The organism is Streptococcus infantis (assembly GCF_001579645.1).
GTDB classification, from domain to species: Bacteria; Bacillota; Bacilli; order Lactobacillales; family Streptococcaceae; genus Streptococcus; species Streptococcus infantis_E.
The window spans coordinates 1-610 of the sequence record NZ_LQZF01000187.1 but is presented as its reverse complement, the minus strand read 5'-3'; the positions used below and the strand labels follow the sequence as shown (position 1 = coordinate 610).

1 protein-coding gene is annotated in these 610 nt (G+C 39.7%); it reads left to right on the top strand.

Annotated features, from left to right (window positions below; all coding sequences use genetic code 11):
* On the top strand, positions 1 to 425 hold a 425-nt coding region (locus SINDD18_RS10060; protein WP_153014471.1), incomplete at its 5' end, for an LPXTG cell wall anchor domain-containing protein.
* Positions 426 to 610: the final 185 nt, after the last annotated feature.

Below are 610 nucleotides of genomic sequence, written 5' to 3'. Positions count from 1 at the left end.
CATTCAAAGACGGTTCAGAAGCAACCTTGACACCGGATAAGACAGTTAAGAAATCAGCTGATAAAGTCGTTAAGGATCCAGCCGTAACTCCAGTTACAGATCCAAGCAACTTGACTGATGCAGAAAAAGCTAAGGTAGCCGACGAAGTTAAGAAAGCTAACCCAACTGCGAAAGATATCAAGGTTAATAATGATGGATCAGTAGTTGTAACCTTTGCAGATGGCTCAGTAGCAGTAATTGCAAGTGAGAAAGCTGTTAAGGAAGCAACTAAAGAGTCATCTGCTAACCCATCAGCTAAGAAAGCTGGAGCGAAAGAATTGCCAAATACTGGTACAGAGCAATCTAACGCTTCACTTGCTCTAGCACTACTTGCAGCAGCGACAGGTGGACTCCTTATCGCTAAAAAACGCAAGGAAGAAGAGTAAAACATTACTCTGATAAAGCAAACTTGAGAATCTTGATTCTATGAGTTTGCTAGAAAAACCGTAAGAAGAAATTCTTACGGTTTTTTGTATAGATAAAGTTGCTAATCGAAAGGTGCTAGTGCTCTATGATGATAGGTATCTTATAAATATATGGAGGAACAGTTCCTAAAAAGAATGGCTCTTTG